This is a genomic window from Candidatus Uabimicrobium helgolandensis, assembly GCF_041508025.1.
GTDB lineage: Bacteria > Planctomycetota > Uabimicrobiia > Uabimicrobiales > Uabimicrobiaceae > Uabimicrobium > Uabimicrobium helgolandensis.
In genome coordinates this window covers 5,166,014-5,192,140 of record NZ_CP165719.1, presented here as the reverse complement: position 1 = coordinate 5,192,140, position 26,127 = coordinate 5,166,014, and the positions used below count along the sequence as shown (strand labels likewise).

Here is a 26,127-nt window from a genome sequence, read left to right as displayed (position 1 = left end):
AGAATAACATCATTATGTGATTTTAGAATTAATAGAGCGAAAATTGTATAGGGAAAAGACAATACTATGAGTAATAAAAACAAGGCAATCAATATAGCCATAGTATTATTGTTGTTATAGGTTTACCTTTTTTGATATATCGTTATACTCTAATTGAATTAGATACTCTAAAAGACGAAAATTTGATTCGATATTTCGAAAAACACGAAATTCATGAGGTAGCACTATGGACCGCGAAAAACTTTTACGAATTGCTAAAGAAAATGATTTAACCGAACTTCGATATGTTCTTGAAAGTGGAAAAGAAATCTTAGTGAATCAATATGCCGAAGAAGCTTTGTTTTACGCCTCTGGAAGTCAATTTGAGCTAGTTCGTTTGTTGTTAGATGCCGGTGTTGACGAAAGTCGGCTCAAATGGACTCCATCTTTTTTTAAGATAGCCTTTGGAAGCACTAGTGATCTGAAAAAAAGTATTGAAGAACATCATGATTTAGAACATAAAGATTTTTGGCAAAGAACACCCTTACTTCTTGCCATTCAAGTTGGAAATATTGAAAAAGTTTCTTTACTACTCAGTTTAGGAGCAAATCGTAATGTGACTGGCCACTGTGGAAGAACACCTTTGTTGTATGCCGTAGAAGAAAATAATTTACAAATGCTTAAGTGGTTAGTCGAGCAAGGATTTGACATTGAAGCAACAAACGAGTTTTTAAATACCCCTTTAACCGAAGCATCTTCTTGGGGACATACAGATATTGTAAAATATTTAGTTGATATTGGTGCGGACATATACAAAGAAAATCATATTCCTGAACGTGCGATACAAGTTGCGTCGAATGTGGAGATTGTGCAAATTTTAGTTGCGTGTGGCGATGATATTAATGATATATGCAAGGAAACACATGCATTATTACTCGGATTGGAAGTGCATGGAAAACCGCAAGTGACTAAAGAGGAATACTATCAAGGAAAATCCCCAGTATATGGAATCAGCAACCCGCAAAAAAATAATCAGAAATTTTGGATTGAAATGATTAAGTCGGGTGCTTGGGCTTGGACACCAAGAGATATGTTTGGTGACGAAGATGAATCAGAAACTGTATGGAGCTATGATCGATTTGGGAGGTCTACGAATATTCTACCAGATGGACGTATTATTGAAATAGCAGGAGAACACGAAGACTTTTACGATCCAGATTTTTGTATCTATAATGATGTATTTGTGTTCTCAGGTAAGGACAACATAGATATATATACTTATCCCGAAGAAGTGTTCCCTGACACAGATTTTCATACCGCAACCTTAGTGGGTGAATATATCTATATTATCGGAAACTTGGGATATCCTGAAGAGCGGCGCCCTGGATTTACACCAGTATATCGTCTGAATATCAACTCAATGGTCATAGATACTGTAAAGACTTCTGGTAAAATGCCTGGCTGGATACATGACCACAAGGCATACTTTGATGACAAGCTAAATGTAATCACAGTCAAGGGTGGGCAGCAACTTATTGGAAAAAAGAAGAGACGGAGCTTTGTAGCCAATACAAATAGCTATCAACTATGCTTAAAAAACTCTCGTTGGCGCGTTGTAAAATAGAGAGCGTTTTTAGAATTATTTGTTTTAGGATGTTGTCAATACGATTGCTTGCGCGGTCACGATATGTATTTTACTATTGAGGCTAGTGTCGTATGTATTTTAGAGGCACATATCAAAGGAAAAATGATGAATCGATGGACATTTCTTGTATTGATTTGCTGCTTTACTTCTATTAGCTGTTGTAATTTTGAAACGTTGGACGAAACAAGATTAGATAGAAAGTACGTAAGTAAAAAAAAGCTGAAGGAATCCATTGACAAAACAATATCTGAAGATGAAGTGCCAAAGTATCTGGATGCTTTTTTGTATTACATTGAAACGAAGGACATTTTAGATAAGGATTTCTTTAAAAATTTTCACAAATTTTGTTTTATCTATGGGGATTACTGCAAACATGATCTACTACACCGATTTTTAATAACTTCTTCTCAGCGTGTTAGAAACGCTATTTTTTCAAACTTAAAATACGTTCCCAACGAAGACAGTGCATTGAAGATAAGAACATTGATGAACAATCCACAGATACTTAGGCACCCCACAACATCAATCATTGATTTGACCTTGCTACATCTATATTCTTATGCTCAAGATGAAGAAACCGAGGATATATTGTGTGATCTGGTAAATAGTCGGTTTTCGATAGAAGCAGTTTGCGCTTTAGCATTTAGAAAATCAAAAAAAGGTAAAATATTATTGGAACAAATAAGAGATCGCGACTCAAAAAACAGTTACTGGACTGAAAGATGGCTACTACTTTTCTCAGGTAATAAAGTTAATTTAAAAGGGATCTACAAACCGTTACCTGGAGAAAAACAGCGTATTTTTATGGGATTACTAAAGTCAGGTTTTTGGCCAATATCTGCAATACCTACAGGAAATTTTGAGATAAATGTCGGTGATGAAAAAAGAGCATATTTTTATGATAGCGGCACTTGGTCTGAGGTGAAACTAGAGGATTTACCACATTTAAGTTTGTTTATGAATGTTGAGAAAGACGGAGTTGTGTCCAGGGTTAAGTTGAGGGATCTAGAAAATGGATGTTGGTCCTCAATGAGAGTTGAAGTAGATAAAATGCTTTTTAATGCGGATAAGAATAGAGTGCTATTACAGGGTAGCAGTATTTGGGGTCCCTTGGATGGATGTTGGTGGGAGTTTATTTTGGAAAAGAGAAGTAGCGAGTGGCATCTTATACAAGTTATCGAAACTGCTGTTAGTTAGATATCCTGTCAAATCTATATCTGAAAAATAAATTTTTTTCATTTTATGGCTATTTCGTAAAATCGTACGCTTCAAAGTGAAATATGGTTATTTGTTTATATTTAATTTGTCTAGAGTTTTTTGGGCTTGTATTCCCAGGTCACCTCGATTATTACGACTTATTTGTCGAAGAACTTCAACTGCTGATCTCTTTACATCGCAATCTTCATCATTGAGAGCTTGAACCAAAGTAGGCAGTGCAACTTCAGCACTTATCTTTCCCAGTGAACGAACAACTTGTTCTTTGACAAATGAACTTTGATTTTCAAAAGTTTTTACTAGGTGAGGTATTGCAATCTTTGCTTTTTCGCCGATTTCGCCTAGAGCTTTCACAGCAGTATAAACTATAGCTTCGTCTCCATCTTCAAGAGTTTGAATTAAAGCAAGCAGTACTGTTTCACTCTCTATTTTTGCAAGCGTTTCTATTGCAAATATACGCTTTTTGCGATCTTTGTCTCCTAAAGTCTTTATTAAAACAGAAGCTAATACTTTCTCTTTAGGATCTATACGGACAAGACACTTAATTGCAGTGATACTTACATAACTGTCCCTATCACTAACAGCCTGAACAAGAGCAGGGATAATACTTCTTGTTTTTACGTTTTCCAAAACTGTCTCTACCGCAGCTCTTCTCACGTATTTATTTTTATCACTGAGAACCCCAGTAAGAGCAGAGATAGTTGCTTGTAATTTAGGAATTATAGAACCAAGAACGTGTACTACAGAAGTTTTAATAGTTATGTCTGGATCTGTAAAAACCTCCATAAGAGTTGGTAACGATTCTTCTCGTGGTTTAATGAAAAGAAGAGCCAATAGAGCATTTTTTCTTACTTCTTTATTCTTATCCCTAAGAGTTTTGATCAATATTGACACTGCTGGTCGTGCATCTTTTCCCATCGAAGCAAGAGCTTTTGCTGCATCTCTTCTTGTTCGCCAGTTTTCATCTTGAAGCTTTTCAATCAAGTCAATGACTTCAAATTCTCTCACCAGTTTGTCGAGTTCAGGATTAGTTTGTGAAGAAAGTGGCACCTGTCCGCATAATAAAGTAACAAGTCCTGTAAGCAGTAATTTCTGTAGAACATTTACAATCTCTTTGCTTATGTTTTTCATGGCGACCTCTTATTTGTATCTAAACTTTTTTCTAGTTAAACCGGTGGCTGGTAACTATTCAACTTTTTTAAATTACTTAGTTTAGTAATATTTACTGTAAACCCGGTTATCGAAAAGAAAAAATATTTCCAAATTTTATTTCTTTTTCGACTTTGAATTCTATAATCAAAATTCTGGCCCAAAGGCTCTAAATCTATATGGACAAGGTTAAGATATCCACGAGGATGAAGAAAAACTAACAATAAACCACCATTTCTCTAATTTTTGCCAGCGTATCTTGTAGGCAGTGCCTGCTGATTTAAGAGAACCATAGTTATGGTGAAATATAGTCATTACAAAAGAGGCGCTTAATCCGTCTTTAGCAAAATTGAGTTTACTACGTGAATAAGAACCAACGGCAGTACAAAATGCATTTAGAAATCTGAAAGAAGTATCAACAATAAAAGTTAGCTCTTGTTGATTTAAGTTGCTAGGCAAACTGTGGGGGATAATTTTTTCTTTTTGAAAAGCTAGCTCTTTAGGTTGGAGACTGTTTATTATTTGTTGTTGACACTCCATACCCTTTTTAGTTGGTATCGAACTAGACTTCATAACCGCATCTTTGTCTAATCGTTGGAGTAAACTATCAAGAAGTGTTTGATTTATAGTTGCATCTTTGTATGAAGAGTTTTTTGTTCTTGTTATTTTTTTGTAAAGATCAACATTCACAGATACTGTTGTCTTAAAGCGATAGCGCTGTGGAAAACTTGTTATTCCATGATGTTTTTGTTCTATTTCTTGAAAAGCTTTTTGCGCCTCCACAACCAAAGTAGCTAGGTATGAAATATTTGCTAGTGTAGTCTTGTGTTCTTGCTCTATTTGATGATGCGCAACAAATCGTTGTTCTATTTTTTCAAAATATTTTAGTAGGTGACCTAAATCTTTTGATACTTGTAGGTACTTTGTATTGATTTGTGTAAATATCTCAATGAGATTTGAAAAATTAACAAAGTCTTTGGGATATCTTGAATGTGTTATTGTATTAAAGTGACGATACTTTCGAATAAAATGGGTTACTAGTTTTTGTCTATTCTTTTTCTTTAAGCCTTTTATTTTTTTCGAAAGCTTTAGTAGATTGTTTTCTAAACGCTTTAGTTCTTCTGCACTGGTAGTCAAAAATTTTTCAAAAGAAACAAGGTCTTGTTTAATTTCAATAAGTGTTGTTGCCATTTTTGTTTTATACAATTGTGCTTTGCGAATTTCCCGACACGCCATATATAAGCGTAAAGTGTTTTGTTCATTAGTCATAAACTTCGAAATATGTGAAAATTTCAACGTATCTTGAATGAAAGAAAATTCTCTTTTTACAAAAAAATAAGTAGGTTCATGAGCATGGAGTAACATATAACACATAAAAAAATATATCGATAACTTTACGCTTTTCATTGTTTTTCCTCTTCACTTTTATATTACGATGCCAAACTCATACAGTAAAATAGAATAATAGATCGATCTTTTTAAATTGTACAACAAAATGTTCAAAAGGCACACAATGGTAAAATTTTTCTTAGAGATTTGCGGAATACTAATATTATCGTCAACATATGGTTGTGTTACATGCAAAATGCATACAAACAATGTAACGAAAATCAATGTGATGACCAAACCCTCTTTTCTAAAGAGTTCGAAAAAAGCGATGGTTGTGTCAAACACAGCAAAGCAAAAGAGAGAACTATGTGTTAGTGTAACCTGTCCAGATATAGCATTTTCTAGAAAATCTGTTCAAGTACACATTACGATCGAAAATGCCGGCAATACAAATTTAGAAGATGTTCATGTTGAAGGTAGTCTTATAGCTTTAGAACGCTATAAAAATAATGTTGCGCAAATTGTTTTTGCAGAAGGTAATCCTGTTATTTCCGCCAATTTGGCGACTTGGAATATTGGTAACTTGGCTGTGGGAGAAGTAAAAAAATATTCTGCAACAATCGTTTGTCAGTGTGGCAAGTATTGTTTTGAGGTTACTGCTAATAGCATGGGAGGCGCTTACAGTAAAGCCGAGTGTCGTACGAGCTGGAAAGGTGGATGCAATACATTATTACTTGAATGTATTGATACGCTTGATCCTGTGATTGTTAATGAGGAAACTTATTACATCATTGAGGTAACAAATCTAAGTACGGCAGCAGATCGAAACATAAAAGTAGATGCGGTATTTCCCGAAGAAATACAGCCCATCAGGACTGAAGGCGTTACAACAAGCATTATTGAAAATAATCGCGTAAGTTTTTTTCCGTACGCACTTTTACAACCTAACAAAAAAATTATATGGAAAATTAAAGCGAGAGCCATTAAGCCAGGTGACTTGCGTATTGAAGTGCACCTAACATCTGAAAATTTTTACAGAGAAGCAGTAGAAGAGGAAAGTACAAAGGTGTACTAAGTTTATCAAAAATATAACTTACAGTTAATAGGTGCAAAACACATCGATGACCATTCAAATAAATTACCATGAAAATCAAAACCTTTCCCAATCATTTTGATTTGGCAAAACCCCAACTTCTAGCGTACTATTTAAAAACTTTTCATGCTTCAGTGAAGGAGAGTATGGATTATAGTTAATTATATTTCACAATCTTCCCAGGAAACATTCTCTACAGGATAGTGTTCTTTCTTTCGAAAAAACGAAGGATTTTCTTTCATAATAGTATGCCATTGCATTTGGGTTACTTCGTGTATTCCTATCCAGCTTCAGCGATTTATTAATCGTCAAATTTACAACTACTTTTAAGAGAGAAGTCATTTTCAGTTATGTAGCGTATCATTTTAATTACCAAAGGGTTCTTATCTGACGATTGCAGTAGTTGAAGGCTTTTCGAATAGTTTTTACTCACTCCTTGTCCATAAAAGTGCATAACCGCCAAGTTTATTTTTGCGATGCTAACTTGCCTCGAATGATCAGGTAGTAAACTTGCTGCTTTTTTGTAAAGATAAAAGGCTTTGTTATGATCTTGTTCTACAAATAAACCGTTATTGTAGAAATAAGCTAATTGACATAGAGCAACGTAATCATCGCGAAAAGACGCTTTTCTAAGCCAACAAAGTCCTTTCTTTACGTTTTTTTCTGACAAAACTTTAGGTTCAGTTATTTTTTCAGGTGGAATATACAAATTCGCCAATAATGTCATTGCTCTATAATTTTCATCATGTGCTGCTTCTTCTAAATCTCTTTTTCGTGTGAGATCATCCATGCCAATAAGTGTTGATACATGGTAGTCTGGAACTTGCACGGCAGATTCTATTCCAGGCTCCAAATAAACCCCAACCATAGGATCTAAATAGCTGTTTTTAGGGGGCGCAAAGTGTATTTTGCTATTTTCGCACGAGTACAAATTCGCTTCATTTGAACTACAACACGAAACTGTTATAATCATTGTGATCGCTAGACCCATATAAATAATCTTTATTCTCTTCATATCACTCTCGCCATCTACTCTACAAAGATTTCATATCGTGTAATCGCATATAGCAGAATATTTAACTAACATTTAACTGAACCAGTTAAGTATAGTTCTAGCCTCATGTAACCCACATTTCTCCATCGCGACCATATTCACCAGATCGAATGTATTTCTGTTTAGGATGAATCGTCGCTGCACGATCAGGCTTTTTGTCACCAGAATATTTTTGAACATTATTAAATGCAGCAAAATGTTGATAAGAGGTGTAGACCATAGCTCGAAGTCCTGTATGACCTCTTTCAACAGGCCAAGCATAACAAGACCAAAATTTTTCTTGTTCCTCAGCATTTTGAGGTAAGTACATTATGAAGTTGTAATAGCCATTTGTTGCAATAATTTTACCGTCGTTACTTTTTTTTTAATTCTAATAGTTCATTGATTTTTACAACCCTACCAGGGCTAGCAACACTAGAGCGAGCTCACGAATCCCATTTTAAATTACGTATAACAATATTTGATTTTAACAATAATTCTAAATCAGCAAACTCGCCTACTTTATTACCGTTGCGATCAAGTAATGCACGTTTTTTAAACTCTGATTGTAAAAGTACTATATCGTTTAGGATTTCATAAGCGGAACTTTCACCTCTAGTAATAGTCCATCTGGAATAATTGCTAATAACATATATTGCGATCAGCGATACAAAAATTAGTACTAATAAAACTGTTTGATTGCAAAACCTCTTTAACATACTTACCTCCAATTTGTTATCTACCTCTTTTTCCCTTGTGTATCCCATTGGTTTTCTCTGTCATCATACCTTCTACTTCGCAATCTCAACAAAAAAATACGGTGAGGTATTTTGGGAATATAAAAAGGATAAAAAATTTATTCGACGCTGTGCTTCTTTTTTAGCTTTACATGACGAAGATATCAAGCTTTTACGCGAAGCTCCCATTGAAACTTTGAAGTACTATTGGGAAACTCCTGCATTTTGAATCCTATTAATCAAAAATCAAACACCTTAATTTTGCCTGATTTTTTTCAATGCAGTTTGTGCAGTAAAAAATACTCTTGATCTGCGAAAATTTTTGGTAATTTTTCTTAGTTCTTTTACCGCAAAATAAGATTCTGCTCCCATTTTTTCCAAAAATTGTATTGCTATAAGCTGCAAATCTTCGTCTAAACCTAGTGCTGTAAGAAGTATTGGACGTGTTTTTTCCTTTTCGCCTAGTTGGAAAAGAGAACATGCCGCTATTAACCGAATCTCATATGATGAGTCTTGTAAATTTTTTTGCAGTGCTTTGAGAATCAAATCGGATTTTCCCATTTTACCTAAAGTTCGAATAGCTTTTTTCTTTATATCAATATCATTATTTTGTGTAAGTTGTAATAGGGTGTTCACATCTTCTGCCGCAAAAAAATTACTATTAGACATTTTAGCTCCCATATTTACTAGCGCCGTAACAGTAACTTCTCTAACTTCTGGGGAATCGTCTTTTAGAAAAGGTGTCAGAATTGGTATTAGATGTGAGTTTTCAAGCCCAAATTTTCCCAACGTTACTATGGCTCTTTGTCTCACTTCTGTCTTTTTATGTTGAAGCATCTTTAGTAAATATGGATTCGCCTTTAATCCAATTTTTTGGATAGTTTCTTGGATTTGATTTGTCCAATTGTTGCTATTTTGCAAAATATGTATTAATTCGGGAAGGGCAGAGTGTGCTTTGGGGCCAATCTTTCCTAAAGTTTCTATTACTTCTTTGATGATAATCATATGTTTTCAATATTTCGATGAGTTCTGGTATTGCTGGCGAAGCTTTGTCGCCCATTTCCCCTAAAAATTCCACAATCTCTCTTACCTCATGTCTTTTGTTTAATACCTCAATAAGAGTCGGAACAACTAATTGTGGATCAGGAGATATTTTTTGTAAGGCATCAATCGCATATTCTCTTACACTATAATATGGATATTCTAAAGCATTAAGAAGAGCAGGTATAGAGGAAATAGCCTGCTGCGGAGGAACTGCGACAAATGCTCTTGCTGCTTCACTTGCGACATCTCTATTCGGATCACTTAAGGCTCTAGTAAATACACCGATAACATCTGTGGAAAAAACGCCTATTTGTCGCAAAGATGTAATGGCATTTTTGCGAATGGTTTCGTCATTGTCATAAGCATTTTCTATTAACTGTGGTAACGCAATAGGATTTTTAATCCTTCCTAAAGCCCACAAAATTTTTTGTCTTGTGCGGATATCTTTATCATTTGCAAAAAGTAAAAGTTCTGGTACCGCAGAAAATGCCTTAGGGCCGAGTTTGGCTAGCGTTTCTACAACTTCATATCTCATTTGTGAATCTTTTAAGTGATCTATAAGTGTTGAAATTACTAACGTACTATCCGCGTTTATTTCACCGAGAATGCTAATAAGGGATTTTTTAGCTTCTCCTTGGTGTTGTGGTAAAGCTCGCAATATATTTGTCAAAGAGCGCGATCCTATTTGTGAAAAAGCTTCTACAATTTCGCGACGTATCTTTGGTGTTTGCTTTGATAAAGATGCAATAATATAGTCGACACTTCCTATTGCTTCAGGTCCTATACTTCTTAGTGCTAAAATAACCGATTCTCTTACTTGCAGATTAGGATCAGTAATACAGTCAGCGAGATCCAAAATAGCGACATCCGCATTCAGATACCCCAGAGTTTCAGCAGAACGAGCGCGAATAACCGGATCAGGATTTCTGAGGTTAGCGATAACCGCTGGCAATGCAATCGCTGTATTATTAGTTTTTACCAATACTTTAGTACATATGTACCTCGGTTTCCAATCACTTTCTTGCAGCAAAGGTAAGAGTTGAGATGCAACCTCTGGTGATTGACTAGTAACATCAACAATGGTGTCAATAGTATTTCGCGACATTATGGAAAAATCACATGTACCACATCCTCCACCTCCTGACCAATAATCATTTGTTTTTAACAGAGGAATAATACTACTTATCGCTGCTTTACTTTTCAAGGTACCAAGTGATTTTAGAGCTGCGCATCTTACAGCCATGGACTTAGAGTGAAGTTTTTCTATAAGAAGAGGCTCTACAAAATCTCTTTGGTTTTTATACAATGTTCCAAGCGCCTCTAGAGCAACTATGTTGGAATCTTCTTTTGCTAAATCGATTAAAAATGCGGTTGCCCGTTCTCCGCCTATTTTCTTGAGAGCTGTCGCAATAGCGTTAGGTACTTCATAATGCATGCTGTTTTTTCTTTGTTTACTAATAGCAGTAATTAGTTCAGGTACTACATCTTTCCCTGCTAGATTTCCCAGAGCTTCTGCAGCATACCTCACTTTGTAAAACCTATCATCATCTAACATACGAATCAGTTCTTCGATGCGTCCTTCAACACTAAAAGTTTGTGCCGAAAGAAATATTGTACATTCGAAAAGCACAAATGTTATTTGTAATAAAATATTCTGCATATGAAATGTCCTTGAATATAAATGAATGTTCTCTAAAAAAAGAGACAATATATTCAAATAAAAATTCATTTGAAAAATGTGGCGAAAGTTTCCGTATACCGAGTCTGCAATTTATTTAACTTACTTCCTTAAAGGAAAACGTAATAAATCTCTATTATAAACGACATAAATAAAACCGTGTTGCTCATCAACCCATGTATTCATGGTATAAAATTGAATTCCTGTAAAGGAAATCTGAGGTGTTAATTCAAAAGTTCTGGTGTTATAACGCATAATTTTAGTTTCGTCCTGCTTGACGATTGCCACCCAAACTTCATCAGGATTTTTTGTTTTTTGGAAAGGGCGCATTGTACGCCTATTCCACCTTGATGTTAATTCATTCCATGGAGAAAAATCACCAGAAACTAAACTTGATGAGCCTGTTGCGGGATTTACGAGATAGTATTCATTCCCATGAGAAACTAAAATTTTGTTGTGTGCAGCAATATACATAATAGGGTATGCTCTTGCTTCATTGGGGAAAAAAACAGTTTGCGATTTATTATTTTCTAAATTAATGAGTATTATGTCGTTGGGTTCTTGCTGTGACTTATCGTCTTTACGAACGATGAGCCATTTGCCATTGGGAGTAACAACAGGATCAGAGTAGTGTCCTGCAATAATGAATTTGGGTTCTACACCTTTTTTGTATAACCATACTCCATTCTTTCCTTTTTTCCACCAACCAATAACTACTTCATAATCACCAACTTTAACTTGCCAACTTGGTCTATTTTTGTAATCCGTACTATAAAATTTTTCACGCATTTTATCTTTTTTTTGTGGAAATGGACAATATTGTGGACGAGCAACTTGTTTACCAATTTTGTCCTTTTCAAAAATATGCCACCGCGGCGATTCATCATTGCCCATAAAAAGTTTGAGCTGACCATTTTCTTGGCACACTGCCCAAATATTTTCGTTGTGTAAAAGTAACTTTGCTCCTGGAGTACGATCGATAACCGGATAGCAAACTGTCATCGGCTTATCTTTCGTTAACTGAATAAATTTTTGCGAAAGAGCACCGTAGATATTGCGTGAATGCGGATTGTTCATAAAAATTCTACGGCCACCTTTTCTTCCAATATAAACATACTCGTACTGAATTCCATCCATAATTGTGGGATTATATGGCGGTAAATTGTGTATGTCATATTTAGCAATAAATGTTTTTATTTTTTGCAATTCATCATTCGAAACACTGCGATAGCTATAGCGAGCAAGGTTGCTATAACGGTGATATAGTGTGGCTTTGTTATTGACAACACGAATAATACGTTGTCCATTACTTCCAAAATATCCGGCACTTAAAAGAGCATATATTTCAAGACCATCTTGTTTTTTTACATCCGTCAGTAATTTTTCTTCCCAAGCGTTGAGAGATCTATAACTAGAATGTCCAGGATCATGAGCATGGCGTAATCCCCAGATCTTGGGTTCCGAGTTCTCCATTAAAATTTGTCGTGCATAGTGGCTGTCGTTACTCTCTAGATAGAGTTTGGCAATATGTATAAGTTGTTTATGTGGCGACGGTTTTGTTATAAACTGTGCCACGTTTTCGAGTGGTAAATTTTCGCGAATAAGCCGCGCACATGCCAATAGGGCTTTTTGCGCAATAAGATCATCGGACATAAGCACTTGTTTTTTACGTTGTTCATCACCGAGTAATATAGCCACAAGACCTTTGGTAAAGCCTTTGACAGAGTATAACGATAGCAAGTCGTCACCTGCGTATTTTTGCATACTCTCACGATATTTCAGACTACTCACAATCAAATCTACATCCCATTTTTGCTGTGAAATGTTTTCAATAAAATCGCGAACTTTAACTATATTTACAATGGAGTGTTTCGTTCTATCCAAAATCTGTAAAAGCATTTTTGCCACTTCAGGTTTTTGCTTTGTCATCTCTTTATAACGATTCATTAATTCAGTAAGTGAATTTTCGGGGATGAGATTGCGATAAACTAATATTTTTCCCATCTGCACTTGTGTAGAAATTTCTGTTTTTTTATTGCTAAAAAGAGGATCGCGAATCACACCGCCTTTAGATTTAAATTCAGCATATGCTTCAATAGCAGCAATTATTTCCCCTGTAGTAATTGCTTTGCAACCAATAAGTGCCTTTACAACAGAATCATTTACTTCGCGCTTTGCCGCTTGTTGCAATACAGAAATGGCTTCTTTATATTGATGAGCAACCACAGCATCCGCAGCGGCAGCTAGACTATAACCTTTTTCTTTTTGCAAAATCGCAATAATACCAGGTATTGCTTCTGGCAAATATACTTCTTCGAGTTTTCGTATTACTCCTAACCGAGCAGATGTAGACTCCTGCTCCGCCCATTGAGGATTTGAAAACCATGGAAGTAAATAGAGAATAGCTTGGCGACACGCAATTTTATCTTCAACACTATATTGAAGATAAGAAGCAAGATTATTGATCGCATTACTGCGAATCGAAGAATCTTTATGGCCTATGAGCTCTCCCACTTTAGGAATCCATGTTTGCGGTTCTTTGTGTATCAATCTATCGAGGTAAGAAAGAGCAACATAACCATCTCTAGAATTCAACATAGCTTTGCTAGGAAGTATAGATATAATCCACTTTTTTTTCCCTGGCCACTTACTTTGTATAAGAGCGCGAAATGCAATGTTCCTCGCCAATCCTGGTTTGTTAAGATCGAGAACTATAGATTTAAATTCTTCGCGTAATTTACGTACCTCAACAAGATCCTTTACTTCAATCGCATGAAAATACATAATACTCATTGCCAAAGTAGATAAACGTACAGATTTTCCTGTAATGTGCTGTTGTAAAATCGATAACGCTGTCTCCCAGTCCAATCGAGCCAAAGCCCATAAATCATCTTTCCCAGTAATCCAACCATCATCATCTTTTGCTGCACGACATTTAGTAATTAGCTCTTTTCTGTAGTATTTACTATTGTACATTAACCATTTATGAATTTTTTTATGCGAACGATTACTGCGTTTCTGCGAGTCGATGATCTGCTTCACTGTTTTATGAACTTTTGGAGTATTTGGAAAACGATTGAGAAACAAATGTAAATCCTCTGGAAATTGTTGTAACGCTTCAAACAACAAGTCCAGTGTTGCTACATCGAGATTTTTTTGATACAGACATTTCTCTATCAACATTTTATGTTCATTCTTAGGAGGATAATCCATTTCAATCGTGCGCCAATCAGGAGGCGGAGCAATGTGTTGTGAAAGTTCCAACAACAACTGATCTGTGCTTTCCTGGGATGGAATAGCAACTATAAGCAAGGCAACAACTAAGCACCAGCGCATACTTTCTCCTTTTTGATTTATTTACATGTTTTATTTGTATATTGATGAGACTTCTTTATCAACTATAGGCTTACTGAACTGGTCATATTTTAGATATACTGTGTTCTTGGCAGATGAGTTTTTGTCTAGGTAAATTAGTTAGGCGAATATTATATTCTGAATGTATTTGATTCAGATGTTTTATCAAGTACAATTTCAACAAAGAGACATTCAATATATTTAGACATCAATTTGTTTATCGAAATAAAATTCTGCAAAAGTGGATAAAATTGTAAGTTCGAAGATCGGAGTAATAGTGGATTATTTTTTGTTTTGTTGCTACGAAACTTTTCTAGAAAATAAAAAACAAGGATTTTGTATCACTATTCTGATTTTAGTCTATAGTGTTGCAATGGTAATTAGCTGGAAAGTTTTTCCTAAACTATTCTTAATCTTGTGTCTACCTCTTTTTCCCTTGTGTATCCCATTGATTTTCTCTGTCATCATACCTTCTATTTCACAATCTCAACAAAAAAAATACGGTGAGGTATTTTGGGAATATAGTGAGCTTAACAAAAAGGATAAAAAATTTATTCGACGCTGTGTTTCTTTTTTAGCTTTACATGACGAAGATATCAAGCTTTTACGCGAAGCTCCCATTGAGACTTTGAAGTACTATTGGGAAACTCCTTCATTTATGTTAAGTCTTGTTAATAGAGCCAATAATTACCGTAGATTCAAAAGAAGACGAAACAATAAAAAACTTCAAAAATAATTTACTCTAATTTTTGTTAATTGATTACAAACTTTATACTGTATCATAAATTAATCCGGCATGACCAAATTTTATTGTCATAGTACAACTACTTATTATCCAAGATCGAGAAATATTCAACTATTGACTTCATGGCAGCATTTTTTCATTTCTTTTATATCTTGCGCATAACATAAAGAAAGTTTTGTTGTGTTAAAAAAAATGTTCATATGTTGTTTTGTTCACAAAAGAGATTATGCAACTCTATTCTCTTACAGGTTTAATTGTTGATTTAACTCTGGTGAGTAATGAAGGGTGGTAGCAACAGATGCAACAAATATTTAAAATAGTGCTGTTGTGCATGTTAATACATTTTATATGTAGCCAAGAAAAAGTTCAAAACTCAGATGATGCTGAAAAGTTTTTTCAAATGAGTTTAGATTGCTACAATAAACAGATTATGAGCAGATCTTTACGGTTGGTGACTAAGGCATACACTTTAGTGAAAGATGATCGATATCTAATGCAAAAAATAATTGCAAGCTACGGGTACCAGAATCATAAACAAAAAATAATACCAAAAGAATGTTTGGAAAATCTTAAAAATAACAACGATGGTTTTTCGTTTTATGCAATAGGCTTTTACTATCACTATGGTTTAGAAGGGAAGCGCAATTACAAAAAAGCTTTCTATTGGTATAAAAAAGCTGCTAATGCTCAAGATACTAGGGCGATGAATCAGATTTCGAGGATGTATTTTAATGGGCATGGAGTAACAAAAAACCATAATAAGTCTTTAGAGTGGACATCTCAAGCAGTGCATCTCGGTGATACAAATGCAATGGTAAACATGGGGATTCACTACTATATAAAACTTAGCTTAAGAAGACATCGTCATAAAATAGAACAGAATTCAAAAGAAATCTTCAAGTGGTGGCTTAAGGCCTCTGAGTTAGGAAATACCGCCGGCATGTGGCGATTATCTGATCTTTACTTTGAAGGTCGTGGAGTAAAAAAAGATGATCTCAAGGGGTTGTATTGGTTAAAAAAAGCTGCTAATTTGGGCAATGATTATAGTATGTCGAAGTTATCTAATATCTACAGCGAAGGAAAATACGGCATAAAGAAAAATGATCAACAAGCTCTTTTTTGGCTTGATAAAGCAGCACAGAATAACAATTATTATGCAAAAAAACTTGGAGATATGTATTACAACGGTCAACATGTAGAGAAAGACTATATAAAAGCTTTTAAATATTATCACAAAGCAGCAAAAGAAGGTTACCACAGAGCCTATTATATTGTGGGTTTTATGTATCAAGAGGGGCTAGGCGTTGATAAAAACTACAAAAAATCCGATTATTGGTTTAAAAAAGATATGGCGGTAGATCGTCTTGGCAATCAATAATTAGTACCGAAAAATCAACGAATATTGAAATCAAAACTATAAAGTTAGCGACTCTTAGCGTTGTCTAACAATTTGTTGAGAAGACGAAGGTTGATAAGAGAATTATATAGGAGAACCTCTGTGGAAAAAAGAAAAAGACTTGCTTTTGATCTCGACGAAACATTGGGAACAGCCATCGTTGATTCTCAAAAAGTAGTTGGATTTAATACTAGGCGCGACATTTTTACACTTTTAGACCAATTAAGTAATTGTTATGAGCTTATTTTGTGGACGGTAAGCAACCGTGTCTACCTTGATAAAGTACTTGCGTATGGTATGGCAAAATATTTTGAAGAAACATACTCATGGGACGAAATATCTGAAAAATGGAAAGATATTCGCAAAATAAGAGCTGATTTTTTAGTAGATGATAGCGATTATCACCGAGAAATTGCAACTCAGTATGGGCTGGAATCCAATTATATTATTGTTCCGGCCTATGGATCATTGGAAGACCAAAGAAAACCATTATTGTGGATAGATATAATCAAAGATAGTTTAGCGTGTAACGAGAAAATTAATTCACAACTTCATTAAAAATAGATTACTGTTCAATGAGAGTTAGATGAAGTTTGGGAGCTACGTAAAATATTATATCTCTTGCTGTAACAGATGTGCAAATAAACCACGAGAAGCTAGCACTTGATACAGGTGTGACATGTTGTGTTTCTGCTATAATTCTGAGGCTTTAATCTAATGAAGTTTCTTGTCTAACAGAAGTTGCGTGGCTGTGTTGTGGAGGGCTAAATGAAGAGAATTTTGCTAGATTGTAGTAAATATCAGTTGTCAAATGGTTACTCAGTTTGCATTATCGAAATACTTGGTGGAGTTGATTCTAGTAACGATTATACTTTATACCGCAGAATGGCCGAGATGATAAATGAAGGTATGATGTTTTTTTTATTAGATTTTTCTAAGGTTGCGTATATTGACAGTACCAGGTTAGGGTTTTTGATAAAATTAATTGATGATGGGATAAAAATAAAATTTGTGGGATTTTCCGAAAGATACTTTGATTTGTTAGAGATGCTTGGTCTTACGCAATTGTTTAAATGTTATAAAGATAAAGAGGATGCTTTGTCCGCTTTTTTACGCGATGGAGAGTTTCTCGAGTCTAAAAAGATTAAGAAAATCGATTTAGCTTTACTTGATAAGCATCGAAAACTTTGGGAGCAACAAAGAAAAAAAGAGAATATTGTAGGCATAGTTGTTGTAGTGACAATGTTTCTATTGTTTATTCTCTATGCTATAGCTAGTTCCTCCTAGAGATCTTTTCTTAAATGTTAGATAGCTTATTGGTTAACAGTTAATCGCTCTTATGGAGGAATCTTTACCCACAGGCTATATTCGATCCATTAACCCAGGGTGGATGAGGAGACCGCTGTATTATATAAATTAGTGTTCGTAAAAATCTATTATTGAACTAGATGAGTCTATAAAGAGTAGCATGATCTTGGCAAAACGTTTAACAATCCTTATTTATTCGTTACTAACCGAAGCTCCTGCTGGCAAATTTTTTGAATTCCCATATAGCGCAGCCTGAATTTATTTTCGATTTTCGATTTCGCTGTTTTGCAATAAAGTTCTATTTTCATTATCGGACCACCTTGACGGTTGCACTCTACTTCCCAATGTATAAAACCAGATCCTTTTGTTGAAGGTACATATCTTGCTTTTCTAGCATCCAGAGATTGAACAAACCTAAATTGACTAGGTATTTTGTAGGTAACTTTTACTTTTTTGATGTGAACATAAGAGTTATTCTTGATATAAATATTTAGAGAAAACTTTTCCCCTTCGATAATGTCTTTGGTACTTTCTAGTTCGACATTGAGGCTAGGCTTGGGTTGTTGCTGACCAACTTCTTCAAGTTCTTCGCCATCCCATTTATGAAAAACAGTGGCTTTGCCTTCTTTATAGTCTGTAAAATCCTTATGTGAAATGACCCATATGTTATGAGGTGAATTTTCGCGTAATTCAATAATTCTTTGATTAAGTATACGGTATTCTAGTTGTTCTATCATCTCCTCTTTACTTAAACGACGTACCTCTTCACCAGCCCAACCTTCCTCAACAAGCCAATCTTTTTCTTCTAGTAAGCTTAGAGATTTTTCTACTTGTTCTTTTAGCATATCATCTGTCATTTTTTCTGTTTTTAGTGGTCGAGGTGCTTCATCAGGTAGAGGAAACCTTTTTTCTGATTTAGCTAACATCTCCTTTATCTTTTCTGCTGTTTGCGAGTCGTACTTACCCTTTTGTAAAAGCTGCTTGTCATGTTTTAAAGTGTTTGAATGATATCTTCTCATTTGAAAAAGATTATTAGGGTTATAGTTTTTGGCAAAAGTGTGCTTTTTGATATTAAAACTCGGATCATAAAAGAACATATACAAATTTTCGTCACTATCGTATTTCTGAGAGATTTCATCTAGAAAATTTCTCATATTTTTAGTTGAGTAATATAGTATTTTTGTATTGCCAATACTTCCACACCAGCTATCTCCAGAATCGAAGTAATGGCGATCATATCTAAGAGTAATTTGATCTATAGAGTCGCATTGACTTGATAATCTCTTCCTTGTTGTTGTAGCAACAAAAAAAGTATCTTCAGGTAAGTAATAGATGTTTTCACTAAAGCCAATTGACATTATAGCTAAAATTAACATTAAGTTTTTCATAATTATTCTTCCTCTAAGATATGGATATTACCATCTATCACCTTTTACGCTGATTCTAATGGCACAACAAAACTTATTACATGCGGTACCAAATAATGACATTAACACCGTAAAGAATATAGTTACACAAATGAGCGTCAAACATATCGATCTGCACTAATTTTAAACTGACTCTGATATGAATGTCCTCACTTAAAATAAGAAAAAACACCTTACTTATACCTAAGAACTTTCAAAAAAACATCAAAATCATTGCGATAGTAGCGCCCGCTAGCGATCATCCCGTTTAGCTCAATTACAGAAAACTCCATATTATAATTAACTCCTACATCCAAAATATAGTGCGCTGGAAACACATCTTTGTACTCCTTAATAAATCTTTCGGCAAACTTGTTTATTTCTTTAGGAATTTGATAGTGGGTTGCCTCATCGATATAACGTGAAATGCTCGTTGCTTGGTACTTCGAAACCCATATGCGATATTCTATTGGTCCATGTTCATCACAACAAAGATCCAAAGGTTCTGATATAACAAGAATTTCGTCATCCGGAAGCGCAGCGAGGGAATTGGCAACATCAAAATGTGAAATGTTTGTATCTGTAACAATACCAAAATTTTTTGTTTTTGATTTTATAAAAACTCGGTTTCTTGCCGAGAAACTTTTCAAAAGCGCGGTATTCAATTTTACCTTTGCAATTTCTAGTATATTTCTTTTTGTAAACTCTAGAGATACATGCTTGTGCCAGTCTGCAACAATACACTCATCTTTCCAAGTAAGAATATTGAAGCTTCCTAATGATTGTAAATATGAAAGAGGTTTTTCTATTTCGGCACAAGAACTTCGTAGTAACAGATTCTTATTCAAAGACATAATCGTATTATGCTTTTGATCAAAGAGCTGATATTCATAGTCATGACACTGCCCGTTTTGATCGATGAAAAATTGTTGTGGAGTATTTCCGTTTAAAAGATAGTAAACATCAACAGCATTTTTTTTACATATTTCGATTTCCGTACGCATCATATTTGCGATACGAAGTTCATAATTTTCAGGATCTTTATGTAGCTTTGAGCATGAAAATACATACTCAAGGTATTGCCAATCAGGTAATAGGTATACAATTCCTAAATTCATTTCCTCTTTTTCTTTGCGTTTTTCATTTTACGTTATTTTCTCTATATTTTTGTCCATACAAAAAAAGTGTTGTAACCTTGGAGGTAGCAATATTTGATTTTGGAAATTTTCTTTTCAAAACGATTTCACCCACCGTAAAGCCTTGTTAAATTGACTTCTGGAGATGTTTTTATAACTAGAAACACCAAGGTGTTTGTTTAATCTTTTCCAGATTCGATTGGGGTGACCTTTTTTCTTTACTTCGGCTTTGAGAATTTCAATCTGGTTAGTTGTTATACATTCTGCTGGTGCCAAACATTTTTTTAGATTTTGAATTTCGTTGTAATTTGTTTTTACTTGATCATGAAGAAAACGTATTTCTTGTTGATTCTTGTTGACTTCGGTAACAATTGCAACAACAAATCGCGAATGATCAACAAGCTCTTGAGTATGTTTCGCGAGACACAAAGCGTTGTCATTGAGTTGTTGCGCTATTTGCGATAGAACGTTTGATTGCATTGTCGAATCATGGACATTTAGTAAATACGTTCTAACATTTTTTGCAACGATGCTATCGCGGAGAATACATCCACAACGCAACACAGCTCGTTTTGTAAAAAGAGCTAATCCACGGTTGGGAATTTTTAAACTGGCATTGTGCCAGTTTTGCAAGTCTTTTTTCTTGAATACCTTATATCCATCAGATACAAACTCTTCATAGTGCCTTTTCACAGTGTATTCAATCGTATTTTTCGGAACCTGATAAAACTTGGCTACATTTACAGTTGTTACAAAATCTGTGCCATTGAGTGTTACTAATGTGCCAACGTTGTCTAGTATAGAAGTATTGTTATCGGTGCACAAACTACAACGTAAACTCTGACTTTCTGCCAAAACAATTTCGTTCATCATGTATACCTTATGGCTAATATGCTTAATTGTCATTGATTGCAATGTTTTACAAATCCATATTTATTATTATACATCTGGCTTACTTCAATTTCACGTCTTTCATTTTATTCGACGTTCTCCATTGTTTGAGCTTGCGAAACTTAATACAGTTGGTATAAATATCAAACTCTAGATCCTCGATGATTTTAGTACAAAAATCTCATCTTTCGCATCTTCAGTATTTGTATGTTCGGATATCTTTTCCAGCGACTTTAAAAATCGCCCCTTAACACTACATCTTCAATTGTCTTAGTAATAAAATAACAATAAGAAAAAAAATCGATAATCCTTCTTGGTATTGCCAACAACACTATCTTGCCAAAGCATCGAGTTTTGTTTGTAATTCACTTGGCAACGGCACATCTTTGGAGGCGGTTTTGCGTTCGCGAAAAATTATGGGAATAGGACTTTGTCCACTTTGGCAATATTTCATGAATGCCCAGCCATTGTTTGATTCGTTTCCCAATAATTGATTTGAATTTTTGCTTTAATTATTTTAGGAAAATTTCTTTAGCGGGTTGAAAATGATTTAGAAACGCGCAAACCGTTTAGATTACTTTTAAAATCTGGGCTGTCAAAGTAGCGTTGCGCAGAATTAAGAGCTGAATGAAGAAAAGTTAGATTCTCATTAAAACTACAACCTCTGAGAACTTTTGTCGTACTGCTGAACTGCAAATTACTATTATATTGACCGTACCAATCTCTACACCACTCCCAAACATTTCCTATAACGTCATGAAGGCCAAACGCATTGGGCTTTTTCTGACCTACCGGATGTGTCTCATCACTACTATTATGTTCATGCCATGCGAATTTGTCAGCAATATCACCGTTATCTCCCCAATAGTACTTTGTTACTGTACCTGCACGACAACTGTATTCCCATTGTGCTTCTATTGGCAACTCCAGTCCTACTTTTTGCGTAAATTCTTGAGCATCATACCAAGAAACATATTCAACTGGGAGATCGGAGCCTTCAAAATTGGATGGGTTATTTGGCATAAATTTTTTCCACACTTTTTGAGTTACTTGTGTTTTTGCCATTAGAAAGGAATCCAGAGTAACTTCATGTGCTGGTTTTTCATCATGAAATCCTCTATCATTTCCCATTGTAAAAGAACCAGCAGGAATCAATACAAATTCTAACCCTGTTTTAATATGACAATATTCGTCAACCACATGCGTTTGGCCACCACAAGAATATTCTTCTTTTCGTAAATATTCAAACCCTTCAAAGGTTAATGTTCTTATTTTTTTCTTCCAGAACATATGCCTATCTCTCCGTTATTTTCATAAATATTGGTAAATGGGAATATAGTTCATTAACAGCGTAAGTATTGAGAGTAAAAACCGTTAAAAGCAATACGCTTTTTACTCTCATTTGAGCTTTAGTAAACCAATTTTTTTCTATAAACACCTTTTGTTTGCTGAGCCTGAAACTATTAAGAAATATTGAGTTATAATTATACAAACATTTTGTCATAGGCTAACATTTGAAGGTACAGTATTGCTATATCACAAATTAATATAGGCCAAAAGTAGGCCTTTTTTATACTGCAACTCTTGGTAATGTATATTGATAAAAGAGCAACAGGGAATAAAAAAGATATATCGTTTAAAAAATAGATTATGTTCCTACAGTGTAAAAATGTTAACCGCAAAACTGTATGGATAATATCTTGATTACCAAATATACTATAGAATATATTCAAACAATTCACAGAACATAAAAAAAGATGAGCATACAGGAATAGGCGAATCATTCTTATTTTACCTTAAAATAATTGCAGTGATATTTGGAATATCGAATCAAAGCTATCAATATTTTATCCGTTTGAAGAATGATAAAAGAAAGTAAACGTAAAACTTTGTTATCTAGGTATTGTAGTACCCATCAAACTTTATAATTTTAGCACGATAGTTTTTACAAATCTTTGCCATTAGTTCTAGAGAATTTTTTGTAAAAATACATATTTAATTCTATTACTACTTCAATTTCGCACTTTGAGATTTACTTGACGTTCTCCACTGCTTGATCTTACGAAACTTGATGCAGTTAGTGTGAATATCAAATTCGAGATTCTCGATCATTTTTGGCACAAAGATCTCATCTTTCGCATCTTCAGTATTTGTATGTTCGGATATCTCTTCCAACGACTTAAAAAATCGCACCTTGACACTACATCCTTCAATTGTCTTGGTAATAACAATAAGAAAATAAAATCGATAATCCTCCTTGGTATTGCCAACAACATTACCTCTGGCCAAAGCATCGAGAGTATCGAGTTCTGTTTGTAATTCGCTTGGCAACGGCACATCTTTGGAGGCGGTCTTGCGTTCGCGAAAGATTATGGGAATAGGGCTTTGTCCACTTTGGCAATATTTCATGAATGCCCAGCCATTGTTTGATTCGTTTCCCAATAAAATTTGAATTAGCCTCGGCTCTAGTTTGGGAATCTTCAATGAAATACCTGGTGTAGGGAAGGGCGAAACCTTTTTATTGAAATCAAGCTCTTTGTATCTCACCAAATTTCGCGCAATTTCTTGTGCTTTACCTAGATCATCGTTTTCTAAAAATTCATTTATAATTTGTGCATCTCTTTTGAATTCTTCTCTCCATAACTCATCTCTGTAATTAGAGATCTTCGTAATCTCAAATAAGAAAAATCGTTGTTTTTCGGTTTTCTTGGGTAGTTCTGGTAGTGTTTCAAATAAAGGTAAAATCACAAACATTAGGAAACAAATAACAGCGGTATATAGCAATGTAAGAAAAGCTAAGCGAGTGTAATGTAATTTTTTGAAACGCTTTTTAGTAATAATTAATTTTTCTTGTTCGACAAAGAAACCTTTTGTTATGTTCAATGATTCGCACAACACTTTTATATCACTAGGCTTACAGGAAACGATATGCGGTACGTTTTGTTGTTCTATTTGTTTGAATGTATTTTTTTCGAGCTGTACAAACCGGATCTCTTTATCGTTTAGACTCTTCTTAAGCAATATCGCATCTTTTTCGTGAAGTACGAGTACTTTACCGTTGTTATCACGAGTTGCTTGCCATTTTCTTTGAAGGGAATCAATGGCTTTTATGGAGCCGTCTTGACAAAGTGGTTTTATTATCGGATAGAATAGTTCGAGATTTTGTGGTTCGAAATCTATATCTGCGGAAAAAGCGATGAGCAGTGGATTTGTCTCTTGTTTTTTGTAAGACGAAAAGGCTGCTGCTATTGCCATTGCCCAGGCAAGAGAGTCCGATGTTCCGCGCCATGTAACAAAGTCACTGATATCTTCTGGGCGGAGTGGAGCTTCATCAAGGGTTATATCGGCATTGAGAGATTTTCCACTTCTTACAGGATCAAATTGAAAGCTGTATCTATCTTTGTATTGTTCGGGAATGCGTTGCCATAATTTGTATGCTCCTGAGTTCTTGGGCAAATCTGAGGCATAGCTTTTATTGTTTTCGCCAAGGCAGAATGCTGTATCTTTGCCGTTACCTTTTATGTAATTGATTTTTACGATATAGGAATCGATATTTTCATCAACAGGAAAAGCAATTGTAATATTCATCGTTATCCTAATAGTTTTGATCTTGGTAGTGTATTTCCACTTTATTTACAGGTTTTTTGTCGATTCTCCACGGCCTTGAAATGTTTCTTTTGTTTTTACTTGTTAGACTAATAGAATCTCCGTCCTCAAAAAAAACTTTTACTTGTAAGGATAAATAAATAGCGTAATCTAAATTTTTCAAGGATATATCTAGATATTGATCATTTTCACGGTTTACTCGAATAGTAAAAAGTGAATTTTCTTCTGCAAGTATTCCTTGTGGAATTGCTAAATCTCTTAGTTCATCCTTACTCACACCAGCATAACCAAATTTTGGAATAGAAGATGAGAATACTGTTTTTCCTATAGAATTTATTATTTCTAGAATGGGACTCTGAAATTTATCTGAGGTATTGTTATTCGACAATTTTTCTAAGAACTGATTTTTTGATTCTTGCAATTTACTTTCAGAAATTTTTGGTACTAGTGAATCAAATACTTCATCAGAACAATCAAGAAGGAAAGCGCTATCATCATTCAGCCGTTTTTCTAAATCATGAACATCTTTTAATGAATGTTTTTTCTTACCTAGTATTTTTTTTATTTCATCACTCATTCTTGTTTTCCCTTAGCCATTGTTTGATCTGGTGATATATTTCGGTAATTTTTTGTTGAGGGAGATTGATTTTTCGGTAATCAAATATTTCTTGGAGAGATTCGCCCTGTAATAAGTAAATTGCAATTGCAATACGTTTCTTTATCTCTGCAATTCTTGAACTCAACGTTTTCGGATCTAAATTAAATTGTTTAGCGACTTCGCTTTTTTTTGAATTTTCATCTATATAACAAAAAAATATTGTTAACTCACAAGTCTCACTTCCCAAAAACTCCATCTTTTTTATTTTATCCCAATATTCTTGAAAATCTACTGACAATTCTTTTTCAACACGCTCACGAAAATCAAGGTCTGCATTTCCAATGAGAATTTCGCGATTTTTATTGCGCGCGTTTCGAATACAAGTCCATAAATAAGCTTTAGGGTTCTGGGGAGAATTATTGTAAATGTTAGTAAATATTTCTTGGGCTTTATCTTCTGCGCTTGCAATATCACCAAGCTTACTGGCAAGTATTCTCACAGTTCGTTCATAGTAGCTATTTAAAAAATGAGTAAATGACTCTTCATTCATGGCTTTGGTTTCTATTTTTGGATATTTGCTTAGTTTGGATAATTATTTTCTCAAAAAAATATATTTTTTTTAGTTTTTTAAGATTATATATAGCAGATACTTAAGGATATTTTTCTGTTGAAATCAAATTTACTCTCCGCGTAAAACACCTTTTCGCAACTCTTCTTTAGTAGAGGCAAAGAATTTAGTAATCGCTATTGAATGCGTAATTGAATGCTAATTTTTTTTACAAAAC

Annotated in this window: 23 protein-coding genes; 7 read left to right on the top strand and 16 right to left on the bottom strand. The window is 34.4% G+C overall.

The window, feature by feature from the left end; genetic code table 11:
• The first annotated feature begins 226 nt into the window (after positions 1-226).
• Positions 227-1,603, top strand: a complete 1,377-nt coding sequence (locus UABHE_RS19025; RefSeq protein ID WP_372364840.1) for an ankyrin repeat domain-containing protein — start codon at positions 227-229, stop codon at positions 1,601-1,603.
• A 63-nt stretch (positions 1,604-1,666) separates the two neighbouring features.
• Positions 1,667-2,821 (top strand): hypothetical protein, encoded by a 1,155-nt coding sequence (locus UABHE_RS19020; RefSeq protein WP_372364839.1) that lies wholly within the window; start codon positions 1,667-1,669, stop codon positions 2,819-2,821.
• Between the two features lie 87 nt (positions 2,822-2,908).
• Here the strand turns inward: UABHE_RS19020 and UABHE_RS19015 are convergent, their stop codons facing one another.
• On the bottom strand, positions 2,909-3,970 hold the full coding sequence (locus tag UABHE_RS19015) for a HEAT repeat domain-containing protein (protein WP_372364838.1): 1,062 nt from the start codon (positions 3,968-3,970) through the stop codon (positions 2,909-2,911).
• Positions 3,971-4,177: 207 nt separating this feature from the next.
• Positions 4,178-5,395, bottom strand: a complete 1,218-nt coding sequence (locus UABHE_RS19010) for a hypothetical protein (RefSeq protein WP_372364837.1) — start codon at positions 5,393-5,395, stop codon at positions 4,178-4,180.
• A 106-nt stretch (positions 5,396-5,501) separates the two neighbouring features.
• On the opposite strand from UABHE_RS19010, the gene UABHE_RS19005 reads away from it, so the two are divergent.
• Positions 5,502-6,392: a hypothetical protein gene (locus UABHE_RS19005; RefSeq protein ID WP_372364836.1), complete on the top strand. Its 891-nt coding sequence runs from the start codon at positions 5,502-5,504 to the stop codon at positions 6,390-6,392.
• Between the two features lie 319 nt (positions 6,393-6,711).
• Here UABHE_RS19005 and UABHE_RS19000 read toward each other — a convergent pair whose 3' ends face one another.
• The 6 genes from UABHE_RS19000 to UABHE_RS18975 form a co-directional block, all read right to left on the bottom strand.
• The gene (locus UABHE_RS19000) at positions 6,712-7,425 is read right to left on the bottom strand and encodes a tetratricopeptide repeat protein (RefSeq protein WP_372364835.1); all 714 of its coding nucleotides are present in this window, start codon (positions 7,423-7,425) and stop codon (positions 6,712-6,714) included.
• 103 nt (positions 7,426-7,528) lie between these two features.
• Positions 7,529-7,774: a hypothetical protein gene (locus UABHE_RS18995; RefSeq protein ID WP_372364834.1), complete on the bottom strand. Its 246-nt coding sequence runs from the start codon at positions 7,772-7,774 to the stop codon at positions 7,529-7,531.
• A gap of 115 nt (positions 7,775-7,889) precedes the next feature.
• A complete protein-coding gene (locus UABHE_RS18990) occupies positions 7,890-8,162 on the bottom strand; it encodes a hypothetical protein (RefSeq protein WP_372364832.1) in 273 nt (90 codons plus the stop codon).
• A gap of 273 nt (positions 8,163-8,435) precedes the next feature.
• Positions 8,436-9,185: a HEAT repeat domain-containing protein gene (locus UABHE_RS18985; RefSeq protein WP_372364831.1), complete on the bottom strand. Its 750-nt coding sequence runs from the start codon at positions 9,183-9,185 to the stop codon at positions 8,436-8,438.
• Positions 9,091-10,884 (bottom strand): HEAT repeat domain-containing protein, encoded by a 1,794-nt coding sequence (locus UABHE_RS18980; RefSeq protein ID WP_372364830.1) that lies wholly within the window; start codon positions 10,882-10,884, stop codon positions 9,091-9,093. Before UABHE_RS18980 ends, UABHE_RS18985 begins: the two co-directional genes overlap by 95 nt.
• A gap of 120 nt (positions 10,885-11,004) precedes the next feature.
• On the bottom strand, positions 11,005-14,238 hold the full coding sequence (locus UABHE_RS18975) for a hypothetical protein (protein WP_372364829.1): 3,234 nt from the start codon (positions 14,236-14,238) through the stop codon (positions 11,005-11,007).
• Positions 14,239-14,533: 295 nt separating this feature from the next.
• Here UABHE_RS18975 and UABHE_RS18970 point away from each other — a divergent pair, with 295 nt between their 5' ends.
• The 4 genes from UABHE_RS18970 (at position 14,534) to UABHE_RS18955 (ending at position 17,684) form a co-directional block, all read left to right on the top strand.
• Positions 14,534-14,992: a hypothetical protein gene (locus UABHE_RS18970; RefSeq protein WP_372364828.1), complete on the top strand. Its 459-nt coding sequence runs from the start codon at positions 14,534-14,536 to the stop codon at positions 14,990-14,992.
• Positions 14,993-15,299: 307 nt separating this feature from the next.
• The gene (locus UABHE_RS18965; RefSeq protein ID WP_372364827.1) at positions 15,300-16,379 is read left to right on the top strand and encodes an SEL1-like repeat protein; all 1,080 of its coding nucleotides are present in this window, start codon (positions 15,300-15,302) and stop codon (positions 16,377-16,379) included.
• Positions 16,380-16,499: 120 nt separating this feature from the next.
• Complete coding sequence (locus tag UABHE_RS18960; protein ID WP_372364826.1) at positions 16,500-16,955, top strand: NIF family HAD-type phosphatase; 456 nt, start codon at positions 16,500-16,502, stop codon at positions 16,953-16,955.
• A gap of 210 nt (positions 16,956-17,165) precedes the next feature.
• Positions 17,166-17,684, top strand: a complete 519-nt coding sequence (locus UABHE_RS18955) for an STAS domain-containing protein (protein WP_372364825.1) — start codon at positions 17,166-17,168, stop codon at positions 17,682-17,684.
• 209 nt (positions 17,685-17,893) lie between these two features.
• Here UABHE_RS18955 and UABHE_RS18950 read toward each other — a convergent pair whose 3' ends face one another.
• The 8 genes from UABHE_RS18950 to UABHE_RS18915 form a co-directional block, all read right to left on the bottom strand.
• Positions 17,894-19,093 carry a hypothetical protein gene (locus tag UABHE_RS18950; protein ID WP_372364824.1) on the bottom strand — a complete coding sequence of 400 codons (1,200 nt, stop codon included), beginning with the start codon at positions 19,091-19,093 and terminating at the stop codon, positions 17,894-17,896.
• A gap of 212 nt (positions 19,094-19,305) precedes the next feature.
• Positions 19,306-20,229 (bottom strand): ATP-grasp domain-containing protein, encoded by a 924-nt coding sequence (locus tag UABHE_RS18945; RefSeq protein WP_372364823.1) that lies wholly within the window; start codon positions 20,227-20,229, stop codon positions 19,306-19,308.
• A gap of 114 nt (positions 20,230-20,343) precedes the next feature.
• Positions 20,344-21,120 (bottom strand): ORF6C domain-containing protein, encoded by a 777-nt coding sequence (locus UABHE_RS18940; protein WP_372364822.1) that lies wholly within the window; start codon positions 21,118-21,120, stop codon positions 20,344-20,346.
• Positions 21,121-21,469: 349 nt separating this feature from the next.
• Positions 21,470-21,592 carry a hypothetical protein gene (locus tag UABHE_RS18935; protein ID WP_372364821.1) on the bottom strand — a complete coding sequence of 41 codons (123 nt, stop codon included), beginning with the start codon at positions 21,590-21,592 and terminating at the stop codon, positions 21,470-21,472.
• A gap of 77 nt (positions 21,593-21,669) precedes the next feature.
• Complete coding sequence (locus UABHE_RS18930) at positions 21,670-22,428, bottom strand: formylglycine-generating enzyme family protein (protein WP_372364820.1); 759 nt, start codon at positions 22,426-22,428, stop codon at positions 21,670-21,672.
• 717 nt (positions 22,429-23,145) lie between these two features.
• Positions 23,146-24,726 (bottom strand): hypothetical protein, encoded by a 1,581-nt coding sequence (locus UABHE_RS18925; protein ID WP_372364819.1) that lies wholly within the window; start codon positions 24,724-24,726, stop codon positions 23,146-23,148.
• A 7-nt stretch (positions 24,727-24,733) separates the two neighbouring features.
• A complete protein-coding gene (locus UABHE_RS18920) occupies positions 24,734-25,321 on the bottom strand; it encodes a hypothetical protein (protein ID WP_372364818.1) in 588 nt (195 codons plus the stop codon).
• Positions 25,314-25,892, bottom strand: a complete 579-nt coding sequence (locus UABHE_RS18915; protein WP_372364817.1) for an RNA polymerase sigma factor — start codon at positions 25,890-25,892, stop codon at positions 25,314-25,316. Before UABHE_RS18915 ends, UABHE_RS18920 begins: the two co-directional genes overlap by 8 nt.
• Between the last annotated feature and the right edge of the window lie 235 nt (positions 25,893-26,127).

What these genes read in the sequence shown, in the direction of transcription:
- UABHE_RS19025 (WP_372364840.1), top strand. Translation starts at nt 227, where the DNA reads ATGGACCGCGAAAAACTTTTACGAATTGCTAAAGAAAATGATTTAACC.
- UABHE_RS19000 (WP_372364835.1), bottom strand. Translation starts at nt 7,425, where the DNA reads ATGAAGAGAATAAAGATTATTTATATGGGTCTAGCGATCACAATGATT.
- UABHE_RS19020 (WP_372364839.1), top strand. Translation starts at nt 1,667, where the DNA reads ATGTATTTTACTATTGAGGCTAGTGTCGTATGTATTTTAGAGGCACAT.
- UABHE_RS19015 (WP_372364838.1), bottom strand. Translation starts at nt 3,970, where the DNA reads ATGAAAAACATAAGCAAAGAGATTGTAAATGTTCTACAGAAATTACTG.
- UABHE_RS18965 (WP_372364827.1), top strand. Translation starts at nt 15,300, where the DNA reads ATGCAACAAATATTTAAAATAGTGCTGTTGTGCATGTTAATACATTTT.
- UABHE_RS19010 (WP_372364837.1), bottom strand. Translation starts at nt 5,395, where the DNA reads ATGAAAAGCGTAAAGTTATCGATATATTTTTTTATGTGTTATATGTTA.
- UABHE_RS18935 (WP_372364821.1), bottom strand. Translation starts at nt 21,592, where the DNA reads ATGAAATATTGCCAAAGTGGACAAAGTCCTATTCCCATAATTTTTCGC.
- UABHE_RS18915 (WP_372364817.1), bottom strand. Translation starts at nt 25,892, where the DNA reads ATGAATGAAGAGTCATTTACTCATTTTTTAAATAGCTACTATGAACGA.
- UABHE_RS18945 (WP_372364823.1), bottom strand. Translation starts at nt 20,229, where the DNA reads ATGAATTTAGGAATTGTATACCTATTACCTGATTGGCAATACCTTGAG.
- UABHE_RS18975 (WP_372364829.1), bottom strand. Translation starts at nt 14,238, where the DNA reads ATGCGCTGGTGCTTAGTTGTTGCCTTGCTTATAGTTGCTATTCCATCC.
- UABHE_RS18995 (WP_372364834.1), bottom strand. Translation starts at nt 7,774, where the DNA reads ATGTACTTACCTCAAAATGCTGAGGAACAAGAAAAATTTTGGTCTTGT.
- UABHE_RS18955 (WP_372364825.1), top strand. Translation starts at nt 17,166, where the DNA reads ATGAAGAGAATTTTGCTAGATTGTAGTAAATATCAGTTGTCAAATGGT.
- UABHE_RS18950 (WP_372364824.1), bottom strand. Translation starts at nt 19,093, where the DNA reads ATGAAAAACTTAATGTTAATTTTAGCTATAATGTCAATTGGCTTTAGT.
- UABHE_RS18940 (WP_372364822.1), bottom strand. Translation starts at nt 21,120, where the DNA reads ATGATGAACGAAATTGTTTTGGCAGAAAGTCAGAGTTTACGTTGTAGT.
- UABHE_RS18925 (WP_372364819.1), bottom strand. Translation starts at nt 24,726, where the DNA reads ATGAATATTACAATTGCTTTTCCTGTTGATGAAAATATCGATTCCTAT.
- UABHE_RS18990 (WP_372364832.1), bottom strand. Translation starts at nt 8,162, where the DNA reads ATGTTAAAGAGGTTTTGCAATCAAACAGTTTTATTAGTACTAATTTTT.
- UABHE_RS18980 (WP_372364830.1), bottom strand. Translation starts at nt 10,884, where the DNA reads ATGCAGAATATTTTATTACAAATAACATTTGTGCTTTTCGAATGTACA.
- UABHE_RS18985 (WP_372364831.1), bottom strand. Translation starts at nt 9,185, where the DNA reads ATGATTATCATCAAAGAAGTAATAGAAACTTTAGGAAAGATTGGCCCC.
- UABHE_RS19005 (WP_372364836.1), top strand. Translation starts at nt 5,502, where the DNA reads ATGGTAAAATTTTTCTTAGAGATTTGCGGAATACTAATATTATCGTCA.
- UABHE_RS18930 (WP_372364820.1), bottom strand. Translation starts at nt 22,428, where the DNA reads ATGTTCTGGAAGAAAAAAATAAGAACATTAACCTTTGAAGGGTTTGAA.
- UABHE_RS18920 (WP_372364818.1), bottom strand. Translation starts at nt 25,321, where the DNA reads ATGAGTGATGAAATAAAAAAAATACTAGGTAAGAAAAAACATTCATTA.